The sequence below is a fragment of the Sporosarcina sp. So3-204 genome (genome assembly GCF_058068165.1).
On sequence record NZ_CM176485.1, the window covers coordinates 2,130,278 to 2,146,915 of the forward strand.

General features: G+C 36.8%; 12 protein-coding genes and 1 pseudogene. 3 read left to right on the forward strand and 10 right to left on the reverse strand.

The features are described from left to right. Window positions 1–40: 40 nt before the first annotated feature. A complete protein-coding gene (locus AC3RV6_RS10410; protein WP_489745976.1) occupies window positions 41–1,699 on the forward strand; it encodes a PucR family transcriptional regulator in 1,659 nt (552 codons plus the stop codon). A 49-nt stretch (window positions 1,700–1,748) separates the two neighbouring features. Here the strand turns inward: AC3RV6_RS10410 and AC3RV6_RS10415 are convergent, their stop codons facing one another. The 7 genes and pseudogenes from AC3RV6_RS10415 to AC3RV6_RS10445 all read right to left on the reverse strand — a co-directional run bounded on the left by AC3RV6_RS10415 (window position 1,749) and on the right by AC3RV6_RS10445 (window position 9,840). Next, complete coding sequence (locus AC3RV6_RS10415) at window positions 1,749–2,162, reverse strand: cupin domain-containing protein (RefSeq protein ID WP_489745977.1); 414 nt, start codon at window positions 2,160–2,162, stop codon at window positions 1,749–1,751. 47 nt (window positions 2,163–2,209) lie between these two features. After that, a complete protein-coding gene (locus tag AC3RV6_RS10420; protein WP_489745978.1) occupies window positions 2,210–3,445 on the reverse strand; it encodes a M24 family metallopeptidase in 1,236 nt (411 codons plus the stop codon). 50 nt (window positions 3,446–3,495) lie between these two features. Then, a pseudogene (locus AC3RV6_RS10425) lies at window positions 3,496–4,791 on the reverse strand (MFS transporter). 172 nt (window positions 4,792–4,963) lie between these two features. Continuing rightward, on the reverse strand, window positions 4,964–6,157 hold the full coding sequence (gene solA, locus AC3RV6_RS10430) for an N-methyl-L-tryptophan oxidase (protein WP_489745979.1): 1,194 nt from the start codon (window positions 6,155–6,157) through the stop codon (window positions 4,964–4,966). A gap of 662 nt (window positions 6,158–6,819) precedes the next feature. Next, window positions 6,820–7,731: a glycine betaine ABC transporter substrate-binding protein gene (locus AC3RV6_RS10435; protein ID WP_489749232.1), complete on the reverse strand. Its 912-nt coding sequence runs from the start codon at window positions 7,729–7,731 to the stop codon at window positions 6,820–6,822. Window positions 7,732–7,736: 5 nt separating this feature from the next. After that, the gene (locus tag AC3RV6_RS10440; RefSeq protein WP_489745980.1) at window positions 7,737–8,585 is read right to left on the reverse strand and encodes an ABC transporter permease; all 849 of its coding nucleotides are present in this window, start codon (window positions 8,583–8,585) and stop codon (window positions 7,737–7,739) included. Then, entirely contained in the window at window positions 8,578–9,840 is a 1,263-nt protein-coding gene (locus tag AC3RV6_RS10445; RefSeq protein WP_489745981.1) for a quaternary amine ABC transporter ATP-binding protein, read from the reverse strand. The genes AC3RV6_RS10440 and AC3RV6_RS10445 overlap by 8 nt, the downstream gene beginning before the upstream one ends. A gap of 205 nt (window positions 9,841–10,045) precedes the next feature. Here AC3RV6_RS10445 and AC3RV6_RS10450 point away from each other — a divergent pair, with 205 nt between their 5' ends. Both AC3RV6_RS10450 and AC3RV6_RS10455 read left to right on the forward strand, forming a co-directional pair. Further along, on the forward strand, window positions 10,046–10,582 hold the full coding sequence (locus AC3RV6_RS10450; RefSeq protein WP_489745982.1) for a GbsR/MarR family transcriptional regulator: 537 nt from the start codon (window positions 10,046–10,048) through the stop codon (window positions 10,580–10,582). Between the two features lie 312 nt (window positions 10,583–10,894). After that, entirely contained in the window at window positions 10,895–11,224 is a 330-nt protein-coding gene (locus tag AC3RV6_RS10455; RefSeq protein ID WP_489745983.1) for a DUF3889 domain-containing protein, read from the forward strand. Window positions 11,225–11,293: 69 nt separating this feature from the next. On the opposite strand, the gene AC3RV6_RS10460 is transcribed toward AC3RV6_RS10455, so the two are convergent. The 3 genes from AC3RV6_RS10460 to AC3RV6_RS10470 form a co-directional block, all read right to left on the reverse strand. Beyond that, window positions 11,294–13,153, reverse strand: a complete 1,860-nt coding sequence (locus tag AC3RV6_RS10460; protein WP_489745984.1) for an ABC transporter ATP-binding protein — start codon at window positions 13,151–13,153, stop codon at window positions 11,294–11,296. Beyond that, window positions 13,150–14,874, reverse strand: a complete 1,725-nt coding sequence (locus tag AC3RV6_RS10465; protein WP_489745985.1) for an ABC transporter ATP-binding protein — start codon at window positions 14,872–14,874, stop codon at window positions 13,150–13,152. Before AC3RV6_RS10465 ends, AC3RV6_RS10460 begins: the two co-directional genes overlap by 4 nt. Window positions 14,875–15,243: 369 nt before the next feature. Beyond that, entirely contained in the window at window positions 15,244–16,596 is a 1,353-nt protein-coding gene (locus AC3RV6_RS10470; protein ID WP_489745986.1) for a cyclic 2,3-diphosphoglycerate synthase, read from the reverse strand. Between the last annotated feature and the right edge of the window lie 42 nt (window positions 16,597–16,638).

Here is a 16,638-nt window from a genome sequence, read left to right on the forward strand (position 1 = left end):
TTGCAATACTCGCAATATTCATTATAATAGAACCGAAGGGGTGAGTGCTATATTCACAGTTCAAGACTCTTTGCGTCTACCTGAATTAGAAAAGGTATTAATAAGAGCTGGAAAAAGCGGATTAGCAAGAAAGATTCGCTGGACACATGTTATTGATCATGATGATATTGGACATTTTCTTGAAGGAGAAGAACTCTTATTTTCATGTGGACAAGTTTGGCCAAAGGATCCAGAATCAGAGGAAAAGTTCTTATATTCTTTACTTAGGCATCAGATTTCAGGCATATTATTCGCTACAGGTCGATACTTTTCCAATTGTCCACCTACATTGTTGGAGTTCGGAGAGAAGTATTCGATTCCAATAATAGAAGTACCCTTCCAAGTTCCGTTTGTTAAATTAACATATGCTATCCATCAGCAAATAATCGAATATAACTACAAATTGAAAGCTTTGGCAAATCTAGTTCCGTCAAAAATTTCAAAACTAATCCAGAGCGCGGAAAACCACAAAGACGTATGCAGATTTCTTGCGGAATACCTGAACTGTACCATTCTATTTACAAACATTGAAAATAGTATTCGTGAAAATGCGGTTCCAGAAAATCAAAAACAATTAAATATGACATATGATATTATAAATTTAATTGAAATTAAATCAAAACATGAAGAAACAATTGCCAATAACTCAGAAAATAAGTCAGAACAAAATATTTATTCCATTGTGAAAAATAGCCATAATCCTAATGTTACTGTATTGCCCATTACGATTGCTGAAGAAACATATGGAACGATTTGGGTTCTTCAATACAATGAACCTCTGAAAGAAAAAGATATAATTACACTAAAACATGCTCGTCAAAGACTTATCGACCTGCATATTAACAAAGAGGAACAAAAAGTTAAGCGTTGGCAATTGCAAGCAGAGATTTTAGACCTTTTAATTGATAAACAAAAAACAGCTAGACTTGTTATAGAAGAAAAAACTAACGAAATCGGTTTTTTATCAAAAGGTAAATGGATGTCGGTACTTGTTCTTTCCGGAAATATTGATTTAAGGTATCAGACATTAATAGAGTTATCGACATTTCGGGGCGTTTGTAATATTTGGATAAAAGAGCAAAAAGAAATTGATGGTTTTTGCGAGGTTTATGATGATAAATTAGTATTATTGTTAACAACATCACTTAATAATAAAGATTTAAAAGAGGCTTTAACCTTATTAAAATCTAGTTTGAATAAAATCAGGAAAGATATTTCTTTTGTTTTTATTATTGGAAGTGCCGAAGAAAAGTTATTGTCTTTCGGGTCAAGTTATGAGCAAGCAATGTCGCTTGCTCCGATTGTCCAATATCGAAAACCATCAGGCGGAACATTTTTTTCGGATGAGCATAAGAGAGAAATACTACTCTATGGCAATATGAGTCCAACAGAAGCGCGTCGTCTATTAAATAATGTGTTGCCTGATAAATCACTTATTGAAGAAGGCGAAATTATGCATGAAACGCTTAAGTGCCTTGCATTAAATAACTTTAATCGTGAAATAGTTGCAAAGGTACTTCATATTCATCGTAATACTTTACGTTATAGAATAAAAAAGATTGAAGAACTAATTGGAGATAACTTAGCTTCACCCGACTGCCAATTTTGGATTCAAACAGCCATTAATATTCATTCAATTTCACGCCATCATAGATCTTGAAAAACCATAAAACGTGTCTGCTCATTTTAGCAGACACGTTTTATCTTTATTATAAGTAAGCTTCGGCGGCAGGTACATTTTTAAAATAAACCGCTTCCCCGTTGCTTTCACCATCAAATATGACAGTTGTTTTCGGAGAAAAGATTAACACATCTCCTACTTCGCTTACATACCTATTCCCTTCAATATCACGCACAATCATTGTTCCACTTGTAACTACTTTAACCTCAATAAAGTCAAATTCCGCAGAGTAGTCTTCTGATGGTTGTAGCGCAAAGTACCCCATTGTTAATGGCGCATTATCTAGTGTTAGTGGAAGATCTAAAATTTGTCCTTTTAAATTTGGTGAATTCCGAAGTTCGCTCAATTCATTTAGTTTATATGTTCCGGCTTTTATTAATTGGATACCCGGTTCAGCACATAATAACTGCACTTCAGTTTTCACAATACTCTTTTCTGTCATTAAAATATCCCCCTTTAAGTCTCTATGATTGTGAAGCAAAATAAGAACTATGATTTAATAATATTGTGTTCGGGCCCCATTGGAAATCCTGTAATATTGTCAACTGACCCATCATCGTTAATGACTAAGATATCGTGTTCACGGTATCCACCCGCGCCTGGTTGCCCTTCTGGAACCATTATCATCGGCTCCATCGACACGACCATTCCTGGCTCTAGTACAGTTTCTATATCTTCGCGTAGTTCCAGACCCGCCTCACGACCGTAATAATGCGAAAGTGTTCCGAATGAGTGCCCATAACCGAATGTACGATTCGGAAGTAAATCATGTTCGCGGAAAATCTCATTTAGTTCTAACGCTATGTCCATACAGCGCACACCTGGTTTAATCAATTCTAACCCTTTTTTATGCACTTTGACGTTCACTTCCCAAAGTTCCAAATGCCTGTCGGAAACCTCTTCTAAAAAGAGTGTACGTTCGAGTGCTGTATAATAGCCTGCAATCATTGGGAAAGTATTTAAACTCAGAATATCTCCACGCTCTAACTTTCTAGATGTGGCCCAGTTATGCGCACCATCCGTATTAATGCCTGATTGAAACCAAATCCAAGTGTCCCTTAAATCAGATTGAGGATAAAGCTTAGCGATTTCCCGTGTCATTGCTTGTGTTCCGTGTAATGCGACTTCATATTCAGGTACGCCAACATCAATCGCTTCAACTACAGCTGCACCACCGATGTCCGCAACACGTGCGCCGTTTTTTATCAACTCTATCTCTTCGGCTGATTTAAACATACGTTGAGCCATCGTTGCAGCCGAAATGTCTACTAATTCTACATTAGGGAAAGCATCACGAATCTGTTGATGTGCTTCCAGCGTCACATGATCATCTTCAATTCCAAGACGACGTGTATTGTTGTTAGATTCACTTAACACTTTCTTAACTGCATAAAGGAAATTATCTTTTTGCCAGTCTGTATAGACGATATTATCGTCAAAACTGTTACGCCACGGCATTCCGCCATCTATGTTCGCCGTAACTGTAACATGCTTTTCTTGTGTGACAACTAACCCGTATTGTCTACCAAATGATGTATATAGGAAGTCACTGTAATAATTAATATTGTGATAGGATGTAAGAAGTGTTGCATCCAACTCTTTTTCCACCATAATTCTACGAAGATTATTTGTACGTCTTTGCATCTCTGCTTCAGAAAATGTTCCTTTAACTTTTTCTCCATTTCTTAATACCTTTGTTCTCTCTAAACCCTGCATAATCGTCATAACGCTATCCCCTTCCTATTTTCCATTCATTTTTTTGTTTACATCTCATACTAATCTTCTTTTAAAGGCTGATTAGCTGTCTCCTTCGTCATTAGAAGGAAAACTAACGCAACTACAGCAGCACCCATTAAATAATAAGCCGGTGCAAATGTATTTCCAGTTGTTGCTATCAAAAAGGTCGCAATAAGTGGTGCTGTTCCGCCAAAGATTGCGTTACCAGTATTAAAAGATAAAGCAAATGCGCTGAATCGAATTGATGTTGGGAACATTTCAGTTAGAAAAGTAGCTAAAACACCATCATTTCCAGCTAATACGAATCCAAGCATTACTAAAGCAAGAACGGCATAAACGCCGCCTACTGACAAAAGCCAAAATGCAGGGTAAGTAAATACAACAAACAGGATTGAAGCCCCGATGAGAACTGGTTTCCTTCCTATCCGATCTGCGAGCATACCTACTAAAGGAAGAATTAACACATATGTCCCTAGAGAGACAAGCGTAATTAAAATTCCCGAGGTTAAACTAAAGCCTAGCTCTTTCGTTAAATAGGTCGGCATATAACTTAGAATCGTGTAGAAGCCTACTGCGTTAAGACAGATAATCCCAAAAGCGATGAAGATTTGTTTGCGGTTTTGATTAACTCCTTGAAACATGCTCGGTTTAGGACCTCTTTTCGCTTTCTCCATTTCTTTAAATAACGGTGTATCCTCTAACTTGAGACGTATTAATAAACCAATAATCCCGAGAGGCCCCGATAATAGGAATGGAATTCTCCAGCCCCAGCTATAAAGGGCTTCCTGGGTCAAATTAAATTCCAGAAGCGAAACAATGATTACGGCTAACATAAGACCAGCCGCCGTACTCGCTGGCACCATACTTACAAGAAGTCCCCTACGTGAGTTAGGTGCATATTCAGCAATAAAGGAAGCTGCACCTGCATACTCACCTGATGCTGAAAATCCTTAAACTAGGCGACAGACTAACAATAGTAATGGTGCTAGTATGCCAATAGTAGCATAGGTAGGTAATAAACCAATGGCAAATGTCGACAGCGACATAATACTAATCGTTAATATCAGGACACGTTTACGACCGACTTTATCTCCAAAATACCCCCAGATTAATCCCCCTATGGGTCGAACAATAAACGATACGGCAAAAACTGCGAATGCTCCCATAAGTGCTGCTGTATCATTTCCCGGAGCAAAGAAAACTGCGGCGATAACGACCGCTAGATAACCGTATGAAGCATAATCAAACCACTCTATCAAATTTCCAATGGCGGCACCAAAAACGGCCTTTTTTACACTTGAAGAAATCACTTCTGGGTTATCAGTCTTTTCCACTTGGACTTCTACGACTACCAAATTTACAACCTCCTTTCGTTTTATGTTCTCATTGATAATTCTGAGTACGGTAAATATTCAGATATCCATCTTCAAAAAAATAAAGGTTAGGTGAAGTAATTTTTTCAGGTAAAGTTCCAGTCTTCATACGGGTTAGATCAACTGTTAAAAGTTATGCAATAACAGAACTACTAGCCATTTCTAAAACAGGTTTTAATGCGAGACGATTAACTGAGAATATAGATATATCATGCTCCGTTTCCCCTTTTAAAGCTAATTGAGTTAAAATCTCACCTACGACACTTGCAAATTTAAATCCATGTCCCGCAAATCCTGCAGCAAATGAAATATGCGGATACGCCGGGTGCTTATCAATGATAAAATGACCATCAGGTGTTCTAGAATAAATACAGATTGCACCTTTTAACAACTTACCATTAGCTTCAGGCATAAATCGTTCTAAAAATTCGCGAATATGTCCTTCATCATTTTCATCAGAACCAAATTCTCGATTCATCGTATCAGGATTTATTTCATCCACAAATTCATGTCTTCCCACTTTAACTCCACAGCCATCAAATGTCGGGAATCCATAATAGATAGCTTTTGTATCTCCAGTAGGAACTTCAACCATGAATGTTGGAAAAGTGTTGGTATTAAATAATTTCTCATTCGCTTCGAACCATGCAACTGGTTGTCTTGTTGGGATAATCGGAAGTTCGAGATCAAGACTCTTTGCGATTTTACTACTCCAAGCACCGCCACTTAGGATAAGTTTATCTGCAGTAAAAGTCCCTTTCTTTGTAATTACCTTTACCGAATCCTCAAAGGCTTCGATATCGATTACTGGGTCATTTACAGAAAAGTCAGCACCATGGAATTCGGCTAATTCTCGATAAGCTTTAATACAGTTTTCACTAAACAAGAATCCGGAATTCGGTTCGTAAAATGCATTATAATCTTCAGGAACATTTAGCCCTTCCCAACGTTCATTCATTTCCTTACCCGATAGAAAGTCAATCTGTAAATTATGCTCTTTACCACTCGCAATCGCTTCATCAATAAAAGGCGCTTGCCCTTTTGGACCGAACCCCATTGCGCCTACGCGTGTAAAGATTTTATGATGTGACATTTTCTCGAGCTCATCCCATAATTGCTGTGACCTAAGGGCTAGCGGTACATATTCCCTACCTTCCCCGTAGGCATGTCGAATAATTCTAGTATCACCGTGATGACTCCCTTGTGCATGTGGTGGATCAAATGCATCAATCAATAATGTTTTAGCACCTTCTTTAGCTAAAAAGTATCCCGCAGCCATCCCCATAGAACCAGCTCCAACAACGATTACATCATAATGTTTTTCCAAATAACTCCCCCCATTCGTTTCTAAAATTCCTATTTTTTGTACAAAAATTCCTTTTACAAGAAATAAAACGACTTGACTTGTAAAATGCATACTTTTATTTCCTTATTTAATATCCAAATGCCTTTACTCTATTTACGAAAATTCTTGATTACTAACCATTCGTATCTCCTCCCTTAGAATAATTTCTGTTTAGAGATTGAGTACATTTATTTGGAATAATCAAGTTCCCACAACTCACTAGATATGATTCTGGTGAATTCGTTGTTAGAAAATAATATCAATCAATTTATAGTGATTATAATATTCTGAATATACTATCAATTGATTAGATTAATCATATCTCTATTAATCCAATGACACAATTGGACAAAGAGGCTCAACTTTTCAGTGGTCTCAGCACGATCATTGTGCATCACATACAAGGTCTTAACACACTGAGGAGAAAACTATTTAAACTTACAGTATTAGAATCAATTTCATAATGACCTTAATCTGCTACAACGACGCAATATATAGTTTGAGAGCGCTTCAACTCAACTATATATTGTGGTGGTGTAGCAATAAAACCCAATTATGAAATTGATTGCTTAATAAAGTAATATTTTTACATAAAAAAATAACCCAGTTCCGTTAAAGAAACTGAGTTACTTCTATTGTTATACTTATTCTTTCAAGTCTTCTATAGAGTCAATGTCCATATAAGCTGGAACAACTAAACCAATTTTAACACCTGGCATATTAATTCCTAAATCTTCGAATTTGCCTTCGAATTTAGAAGCATACGTTTCGTGAGTAACTGGTAACCATGCTGCAAGTGATGCGTCTGCACTGCCATCAGCAACCGCTGTCCATAATGGACCTGCTTCTACTTGTGTCAATGTAACTTTATAACCAACTTGCTCAAGAACAAGTTTCATAACATTATGGCTTGCAATTTCACTATCCCATGCAACATAAGCAAGTTTGATTTCATCGCCATCTACTGCAGCTACGCCATCAGTCCATTCTGCAACTTTTTCTTCATTTGCATCAACCCAATTTTGTGCTGCAACGTCCTCTTTTTCACCATCTTGAATCGCAATCATTACTTCACTTATATCTTCTTCAGACCAGTTGAAGTTAGATATAACTGCATGTGCTTCCGGTAAATCATCTGCTAATCCTATACGTCCAATTGAATGAATTTCTTCTTCCCCACCATATGAACCTTTTGGATCTTCAAGGTATTTCAAATCAAATTCTGCAAACTTCCAGTGTGGTGTCCAACCTGTAACGATAATTGGTTCTTCACTTTCATATGCTTTTTTCAACGCTGCTGTCATAGCTGCACCAGAACCAGTTGTAACTGTCCATTCATCTAACTCGTAATCTTCAATTGCTCTGTCAGTCGCTTCCATAATGCCAGCGCCTGGATCAATTCCTGTGATTTTGTAGTCAACAGCCTTACCAACTGATTCTCCATTTGGTGTATCTGTTGTACCTTTGTCTGCTTCTTTCTCATTGTCGCTGCCACATGCAGCAAGTCCAACAGCTAGTAAAGCAACTGCTCCAAGTCCTAATACTTTTTTCATGATCATCATTATTTGTTTCCTCCCTGTTTTTTAGTTCCGGCATGTTGTGTAATTCTATCCAAAATAATCGCTACGATTACTATGGCTACACCTGTTTCAACGCCGACACCTGTTTTCAATTGCGTTACAGCTCGGTACACTTCTGCGCCAAGCCCTGGTGCACCTACCATTGAAGCAATTACAACCATTGACAATGACAGCATAATACTTTGGTTAACTCCTGCCATAATCGTTGGTTTTGCAAGCGGTATTTGAACCTTGCTTAACCGCTGCCAAGTTGTTGACCCAAATGCTTCGGTCGCTTCAATTAAATCTCCTGGTACTTGTTGAATCCCTAACATTGTTAATCGAATTGTTGGCGGCATTGAGAAAATAACCGACGCAACAACACCAGGAACAACCCCTATATTGAAAAAGAAAATTGCTGGAATCAAGTAGACGAAAGCTGGCATTGTCTGCATGAGATCCAGAATTGGGTTAATAATTTTTCTTGCGGATGCTTGTTGTGAAGCCCAAATCCCAATTGGAACGCCTATTGCAATGGCGAAAAAAACTGAGGTAAGTACAAGTGCAAGCATTTGAAGCATTGGATACCAATATCCTAAATAATCGATGAAGAGGAACCCGACTAATGTAAAAATCGCGATATTCCTAGTAGAAATCCACCAAGCAAGCAAGGCAAATATAATAGCAAGCAAGATTGACGGAATAAGCGCCATGCCTTCTACAGATCCCTCAACGATTGTTTCTAGTAATACTGCAATTCCATCAAATACGGTACTAAATGTCGTTACAAGCCAATCTACACCATTATCAATCCAGTCAGCAAATGGAATTCGAGGTAATAGCTTATCCATTATCTATCACCTCCGAAACCGGTTCTTCGAAAGCATCAACAATACCATTCTCATTAATGAACTGATTATTTCCAGCTAATGCACCGATTAGTGCACCGCGAATAATAATTCCTCTAAGTCGATTCTTTTCATCTACAACTGCGACTGGAATAGTTGCAGTCGAAACAATATCGAACAAATCTGTAAGTATACTATCTTCTGGAACCGTAAGTACGTCAGTAATAAGTACTTCTTGTAACGATTGATTTTTTTCAGTAGCTGTAACTGCATCTTGCGCTGTGATCGCACCAAGCAAACGCCCCTGTCGATCAACGACATATGTAGATGAGATACCATGTTGCTTCATTAGCCTAAGCGCTACACGAGGACCGCGATCCACTTGTACTGTATCTGCTCTTTTCATAATATGGGCCGCCGTTAACACTTTTGATAAATCAACATCTTCAACAAATCGTTCAACATATTCATTAGATGGATTCATTAGTATTTCTTCCGGTGTACCAATTTGAACAATTTCTCCGTCCTTCATCAATGCGATTCGGTCGCCGATACGAAGTGCCTCATCTAGGTCGTGTGTAATAAAGATAATCGTTTTCCCCATATCACTATGAAGTTGTAGAAGTTCATCTTGCATATCTTTTCGAATCAATGGATCAAGTGCACTAAACGCTTCATCCATTAATAATATATCTGGATCATTGGCAAGCGCACGCGCAAGACCAACACGCTGCTGCATACCACCGCTTAATTGACTAGGGTACTGTTCTTCATATCCAGCTAACCCTACAAGTCCCAACGCGACTTTCGCATCCATTTCTCGTTCTTCTTTAGGTACACCTTGAATTTCTAAGCCGTACTCCGTATTTGCGAGAATTGTTTTATGTGGAAAAAGCGCAAAGTTTTGAAAGACCATTCCAATTTTCTTTCGTCGAACATTTCTTAGTTGCTCTTTGTTCATCTTGACAATGTCTTCCCCGTCCAACAATACTCGACCAGATGTTGGCTCGATTAGTCTGTTTAACAAGCGCACAAGTGTGGATTTTCCACTACCGGATAAACCCATAATGACAAATATTTCACCATCATACACCTCAAAATCCGCATTTTTCACACCGACAGTTGCGCCAGTCTCTTTTAAAATCTCATCTTTCGATTTACCTTCACGAAGCAGCTGTGCCGCTCGTTTACTTTTTTTGCCGAAAATCTTTGTTGTCTCTTGGACTTCAATTTTCTTTTTGGCTTCATTTTCTAACATACGTACACTCCCCACGAAATAAAATCTTTGCATGTTTAATAGTCTAACTGTAATCTTCTTGTAATACAACTGATATACCTGTAAGTATTGTATGTACAGTTTTTTCTGTACGTAATATTTGATTTCAATATTAAACTATATTAGTCTATACTGTAAGGAACAAATTTTATTATCATGCTTGTATTCATAAGGAGGATCGTGTTTTATGGACGAAAAAGAAAGACTTGAAAAAGCACGGAAACGTATTACGGAGTCTATAGCACAAAATATACATCTCTATGGTCTTCCGCCTTCTGCAGGTAGACAGTACGGTATGATGTTTTTTCAAAATAAACCATCGACATTGGATGATATGTCCGAAGAACTAGGTATGAGTAAAACAAGTATGAGTACTTCTATACGTGCTTTATCTGAAGCTAAACTTGTAGAACAAGTTTGGGAGCGCGGTGTACGAAAAGATTTATATGAAGTAAAAGATGATTGGTATCAAAGCTTTATAGATACGTTTACGATAAAGTGGAAAAGATCAGTTTCACTTCATAACGCCGCAATTAGAAAATCACTTTCGGAATTAGAACAGCTTATAGAAGATGATACAATCAGTTCAGCAATATTAGAAGAAGCAAAAATTGATATAGACAAGCTTATCTATATTAAAAAATACTTCGCATGGCTTGACAGACTAATCAAGGCTTTTGAAGACCATAAAATATTCGACCTTGTTCCAATGGATGATGAGTAAATTTTAATAACCTAAAAGGCGACACTTCATTTGAGTTTAAATGAAGTGTCGCCTTTTCATATAAAAAAAATTTTAGTTTTTCTGATTTATAGTAAATACGATTTTAGAAAGAAGATATGTATAAGACAACTATACAAATCTTTTATTAAAGGAGATTAATGAATAGTTACAAACATTTAACATTATATCAATTAATTGTTTCAGTCGATATCTTAATTTGTAAGTTGAGTTTTTATAAAATTTACCATTCGTATTAGATGTAATGATTTTAAGTATTTGACTCATCCTATTAGGAAGGAGATGAGTTAACTTATGAGAAAAAAATTGATTGCACTTGGCTTTATGATGACTGTCCTACCAACACCGACACTTATTCCAATTGTTGCACATGCTCAATTAGAAATTCCAGCCTATGCTAAATGGGGAAAGCTTGCCGTAATTGAAACACATAAAAAATATCCAAATGCTAAAATTGTTGATTATCTACATCAGGGAAATGATGTTAAAACAGAATCAACAATTGAAAAATTTAAACTTTGGTTAAAAGAAGATGACCACGAATTCGGTGTATTTGTTAGGATTGAATTTAATACTGAAACCGAAAAAGTGATGAATATCGATATGGAAGAAACGGATAGATGAGAAATAGTATATGTCAAAGCATATAAAATACTCTATCCACTTTCGTTCATGAATAGAGCATAATTTATATCACATTGCAGGTTTGTCAGAAAACTGACTGTTGTATAAATCATCATAGAAACCCTTCGCTTCTAACAATTCTATATGCGTACCTTGCTCGATTACTTTTCCATCAGCCATTACTAAAATTAGATTTGCGTCTCGAATCGTTGAAAGTCGATGTGCAATTACAAAACTTGTTCGTCCTTCCATTAAACGATTCATCGCTTGTTGAATGAGTAATTCCGTCCGCGTATCAACACTAGAAGTGGCTTCATCCAAAATCATTATGGATGGATCAGCTAACACTGCACGTGCTATTGTGATAAGTTGTTTCTGTCCTTGAGAAATATTAGACGCATCTTCATTCAAGAGCGTATTATAGCCATCCGGCAATGTGCGGATAAAGTGGTCAGCACGGGCCATTGTCGCAGCTGAATAGATTTCTTCATCTGTCGCACCTACTTTACCATAAGCGATATTATCTTTAATTGAACCATTAAAGAGCCATATATCTTGTAAAACCATACCAAAAGTTTTCCGTAGATCCGTGCGCGACATTTCTCTCGTATCAAGACCATCAATTTTAATCTTTCCATCATTTAATTCATAAAAACGCATGAGTAAATTTATTAAAGTCGTTTTACCGGCACCAGTTGGTCCTACAATAGCAACCGTTTGTCCTGGTTGCACTTGAATGTTCATGTCTTCAATTAATAAATCATCGCCATAACCGAAATCGACATGTTCAAAAGTCACCTCTCCTTTAGCATCTGTTAAATGAGCTGTCGTGACTTCATGAACTTCTTCTTCCTCATCCAATAGTTCAAAAACACGCTCTGCAGCTGCCACAGTTGATTGGATAATATTCGCGATATTAGCTGTTTGCATAATCGGTTGTGTAAATTGTTTTGTGTACGTAATAAAGGCTTGAATATCACCAATTGAAATTGCGCGTTGTACTACTAACACACCACCAACAATACAAATTAGTACGTAGCTTAAGTTACCAATCAATGACATCATCGGTGGAATAATACCCGATATGAATTGAGCTTTTCTGCCGGCATCGTATAATTCTTCGTTTACTTCTTCAAACTCTGAAACTGCTTTTTTCTCATGTCCAAACACTTTAACAACTTGGTGTCCCGTATACATTTCTTCAATATGACCATTCAATTGACCAAGTGTACGCTGTTGCTTGGCAAAATGCTTTTGGGACCTTTTTAATAAAGGTTTTATTGCAAATACCGAAAGCGGTAAGCTGACAAGTGCAATAATTGTTAACATCGGACTAATTGTCAACATCATGATTAGAATTCCTAATAAGGTAATGATAGAGGTAATAAATTGGGTTACACTTTGTTGCAATGTGCTTCCAATCGTATCAATATCATTCGTCACACGACTCATCGTATCACCAACTGGGTGACCGTCATAATACTTCAAAGGTAGTTTTTCAAGTTTTTCATTCACATCTTCACGCAAATCAAACACTGTATTTTGCGCTACGCTAGACATAATATACTGTTGAATATAACTGAATATAGCACTGAACACGTACAATCCTGCTAATAAAAGAAGGATTTTCGTAATCGCGTCAAAATTAATAACCGCACCTGGCACTCCTTGCATTTTTGCATAAGCACCATTAAATAATTCAGTAATGGCATTACCCATGATTTTAGGTCCAGCAATCATAAATACCGTACTTAAGATTGCGGCGAAAAATACTGCAACTAATTGTTTACGACGTGGTTTTAAATAGCCGAGAAGTCTAAGGAAGGTTGCTTTAAAGTTTTTCGGTTTCTTCCCAGCCATCATCATATTTCCACCGCCAGGTCCCATTGGTCCGCCACTTTGAGGTTGCCGCTTTTTATGTTCACTCATGCGATTTCCTCCTCTGAAAGTTGAGACTCGACAATTTCTTGGTACACATTATTCGTTTCCAGTAATTCTTTATGCGACCCAATTCCTGCGATTTGTCCTTTATCTAATACTATTATTTGATCTGCATCTATTACTGTACTTACTCTTTGGGCAACAATGACGACTGTCGCATTCTTCGTTTCGTCTTTTAACGCTGCACGCAAATTTGCATCTGTTTTATAATCAAGTGCTGAAAAGCTATCATCAAAAATATAAATATCAGGTTTTCGTACAAGCGCTCTCGCAATGGCTAAACGTTGCTTTTGACCGCCAGAAACGTTAGAACCGCCTTGCGATATTTCGGATTCATATCCTTCTTTCATTTTCCCAACAAAGTCTTCAGCTTGTGCAATACGGGCAGCGTACTCAATTTCTTGTTGTGTCGCATCTTCTTTACCAAAACGAATATTTTCCGCAATCGTTCCGGAAAAAAGTAATGCTTTCTGTGGTACAAATCCTATTTTAGAACGGATTTCTTCTTGGGAAGATTCCTTGATATCCACACCATTGACACGAACTGTTCCCGTCGTTACATCGTAAAATCTTGGGATTAAATTAACAAGTGTCGTTTTACCAGCACCCGTTCCACCAATGATTGCCGTAATTTCACCTAATTTAGCTTTGAAACTAATATCCCACAAAGCAGGTTCTTCTGCTCCAGGATAATTAAATGAAACCTTGTCAAATTCAAGTGTTCCGCGTTCTTTGTCAGCTTTTTTAGTTCCTTCGTCTAAGAAAGTCGGAACCATTTCAAGCACTTCATTAATCCGTTTCGCTGATACTGCGGCACGCGGAATCATAATAAACATCATAGATGCCATAAGAAGTGAAAACATGATCATCATAACATATTGAATATAAGCCATTAAGTCACCAATTTGCATGGCGCCGTTATCAATTCGCATGCCACCAAACCAAATGATTGCAACGACTGTTATATTCATTACAAGCATCATAGTCGGCATCATGAAAGCCATTAGTTTATTCACTTTAATCGAAACATCTGTTAAGTCTTTGTTCGCAGTTCCAAGACGAACTAGCTCGTCTTTCTCCCGATTAAATGAACGTATAACACGAATCCCTGTTAAATTTTCACGAAACACGAGATTCAAACGATCAAGACGTTTTTGCACTGTTTGAAAAAGAGGCATACCTTTTTTCAAAATAAGCAAAATAGTTATGACTAAGATAGGCATTGCACCTAAAATAACTAAGGATAATTTTGCATCCTTAGATAACGCCATGATTAATCCACCAACTAACATAATCGGCGCACTAATGACCATGCGTAGCATCATAATGACTACTTGCTGTATTTGTGTAATATCATTTGTTGTTCTTGTAATAAGCGAGGCTGTTCCAATTTTGTCAAAATCCTGAAGCGAAAAGTTTTCAACATGTTTAAACACTTTGCCTCGTATATCTCTCCCAAGGCCCATTGCTGCTTTGGATGAATAAAAGCTTGCAACAATTGAGGCTACCGCACTTAATGCAGTAACGACAAGCATAGCTCCGCCAATTTTCCATATATAAGGGATATCTCCAACTACTACACCTTTATCAATAATATCTGCCATAAGTGTCGGTAGAAATAATTCCGCCATTGATTGAATGAAAACGAGCCCCAAAATAGCGAGAACAATCCATTTATAGACAACTAAATTTTTCAAGATTTTTATCATTTTACAAATTCCTCGATTCTTTACTTGGTCTATTTTAATATTCTATTATACTTATTGACAAGGAAACTAAAAACACAGTTACCTCATTCGGCACTCTACTCATCAAACCCCTATAGATTTTCTTTTAGCTAGTCCTTTAAAAATGTTTACCTAAGTAAGTTCAAAGTAAAAATCTCTCTTTCTGACTTCAAAAGTTTTCTGATCCAACTATAATTTTACTATAATTCTTAAATATAAACACTGTATTAACTCCTTATAAATTAAATTGATTTTTTTAGTTGTCAATAAAACGATTAAAAATTTTCATCTATAAGCGCAAAAAAAGACTGTCTGTAACTCAAGACAGTCTTTCTTATTTCCAATCAATATTTACTTGTTTAATTTAACTAATTGTTGTTCTTGAATGAATCCTTTTAACACCTCATGTAAATTTGGTGTTCCAACTTCTTCAAGATCATAAAATACACGTGTTGCCGGTTTATTAATGTTAATAATTCTTGTTAAATCCATTGGTGTTCCAATAATAACTACATCACAATCGGTTTGATTAATCGTATCTTCTAAATCTTTAAGTTGTTGCTCGCCGTATCCCATCGCCGGTAATACATTTTCAACATGTGTATATTTTTTAAAAGTATCTATTAATGAACCAACAGCAAATGGTCTTGGATCAACTAATTCTGCCGCACCTAAACGTTCGGCCGCAACTGAACCCGCGCCTATTTTCATCTCACCATGTGTTAATGTCGGACCGTCTTCAACGACTAATACTCTTTTCCCTTTTATCAGTTCCGGCTTATCAACAGTGATTTTCGACTCAGCTTTAATGATTTTACTTTTAGGATTAGAATTTTTAATGTTATTTTCGACAATTTGAATGGATTCTTCATCAGCACTGTCTATCTTGTTAATGATAGCAACATCTGCTGTACGTAAACATACTTCACCTGGATAGTATTTCAACTCATGTCCAGGACGGTGTGGATCTAATACTGTAATTGCTAAATCAGGTTTATAGAATGAAAAGTCGTTATTGCCGCCGTCCCAAAGGATTACGTCACAACCATCTGGGTCATTTTCTGCTGCTTCCAAAATAGCTGCATAATCTACTCCAGCATAAATAATATTTCCACGTTCAACATGTGGCTCATATTCTTCCATTTCTTCAATTGTACAGTCATGCTTTTTCAAATCTTCAACTGTAGCAAAACGCTGTACACTTTGTTTCACTAAGTCACCATAAGGCATTGGGTGACGTATTGCGACAACTTTTAAGTCATGTTCTAACAAAGTTTCAATGACTTTTCGTGACGTTTGACTCTTACCTGTTCCAGTTCTAACCGCACAAACTGAAATAACAGGCTTGTTACTTTTAATCATTGTATCTTTAGAACCTAATAATGTGAAATTTGCACCTGCTGAATTAACAATTGCACTTACACGCATAACTTCTTCATAATGGACATCACTATATGCAAATACACAGTCATCAACATCATATTGCTCAATTAAATCCGTTAATTGTTCTTGCGCAAAAATAGGAATACCTTCAGGATACAATTCACCCGCTAATTCTTTCGGATATTTACGGCCGTCGATATCTGGAATTTGAGTAGCTGTAAACGCAACTACATTATACGAATCATTATTTCTATAATATGTATTAAAGTTATGGAAATCTCTTCCCGCTGCGCCAATAATTAGTACATTCTTTTTCGTCATATTCATCTCTCCTACATGTAAAATATATACTAATTATACACC